A 1530-nucleotide genomic window follows, 5' to 3' on the forward strand; every position below is an offset into this window, starting at 1 on the left:
AATATTTAGGCTTGAACACCCTTATTTTACAACAAGGACGATGCTTTTTGCTTAAGCTTTAATCTCACCCGCAGAGCGGGCGGTTGTTAAAGGCTGCTTTGCAGCCTTCAGCACTAAAGTAATAATATAAAAGGTATGGATGTAAAACCATACCTTTTTTTATCTGCATTTATTGTCAAAAATATGACTTATTGTGATGCAGCATCATTTCTGCAAAAGCGGATTTTTCACAATACCATATTGATCCTGCACTTTTACCACCGCATATCCATCTTGGAATCTTTCCGCTTCATCAAATACAGGAGAAATGACCATTTTTCCAGTTTTGTCTACATAGCCATATTTTTGTGTCTTTTCATCCAACACAGAGCAAAGCCCTTCTGAAAGACTGAAAAGCAGTTTGTCCTGTTCCATGGAAACTTCCCCGTTCTTATCATAATAACGATCAACTCTATCTCCTTCACCAGAAGGCAGCATCACAAACTGGGATATATGCAAACAATCCGCACAATTACCATAAAACTCTCCTGACTGATCTGCAATTTTCCTAACTTTTTCACCTTTTGTATTGATGAGCCATACCGGACCATTTTCTTCTTCCTGTACAAAAGCTGTGCCATCACTGAAATTGGATGCCCATACATACTGGGGTGCAATGACTTCTTCCCCTTGAAGATTGATATAGCCATATCCCTGTTCTGTCTGTACTAAAGCCATACCATCCTGAAAACTTTTACAAGACTTGTACTTGGGCTCCGCAACATAGTTTCCTTTCTTGTCGATCACGCCATATTTCCTTGTTTCCAAATCACGAACCACTGCCCGTTCTTCAGAAAAGTATCCGCCACTTACAAATTGCAGAGGAATCTGCAACGTTCCGTTTGCATCAACATAGCCTTCCACTGTTTGACCGTCCTTTTCATCCCTTACGCATGCCAGCCCTTCCTGAAAATCATTTATGGAATCATAAACCACATCGAACTGTTTCTGCCCATTTTCATCCATAACGTATTCCTGTTCCCATTTCTCTGTGTATACACAGAACATTCCTTCTCCCAGATATCTCATTTCAAAGATTTCTCCTGGCGCAAAATGGCTTTTTACTTTTCCGCTGCTGTCCAAAATATCATAAGTGCGTTTGAAATGGTCTTTCATATCATTGATTCCAAAGAAATATCCATCCCCCAAATTTACTATTTTATCATAGGTATCTGTCAGTACCATTGCATAGACAGGTGCTTGCCCTTCGCCGGAAATGACGGGTGTTTTTAGATTTTCTTCATAAATAATCTGATTTTCCGGAACAGTTACAGCCACTTCCTGTTTTGCGCTGTTCCAATGAAAGTCTGCATCTGTCAACTGGTATCCGTATTGATTCAATATGGTAAGCCAGTTCCGTAGAGGATGAACTGAACCCAAAAAGTTAGACAATATTTTCAAATTAAAATTGTTTAAGAAGCCAGAAGGGCTTGTTGTCTGTAAATTGCAGGTGGCAAGCCCTTTAACTTTGCTTTGATTCGATGGTTATTA

2 protein-coding genes are annotated in these 1530 nt (G+C 39.6%); both read right to left on the bottom strand.

All coding sequences use genetic code 11. The features are described from left to right. Window positions 1-204: 204 nt before the first annotated feature. Window positions 205-1380, bottom strand: a complete 1176-nt coding sequence (locus tag INF29_RS14165; protein WP_193487370.1) for a WG repeat-containing protein — start codon at window positions 1378-1380, stop codon at window positions 205-207. Window positions 1381-1451: 71 nt separating this feature from the next. Beyond that, window positions 1452-1530 (bottom strand): IS3 family transposase (locus INF29_RS15455; RefSeq protein WP_408626509.1); only part of this gene is annotated, 79 nt, incomplete at its 5' end.

Origin of the sequence: Anaerotignum lactatifermentans (genome assembly GCF_014982935.1) — a bacterium.
In the GTDB taxonomy this organism is placed as follows: domain Bacteria; phylum Bacillota; class Clostridia; order Lachnospirales; family Anaerotignaceae; genus Anaerotignum; species Anaerotignum lactatifermentans.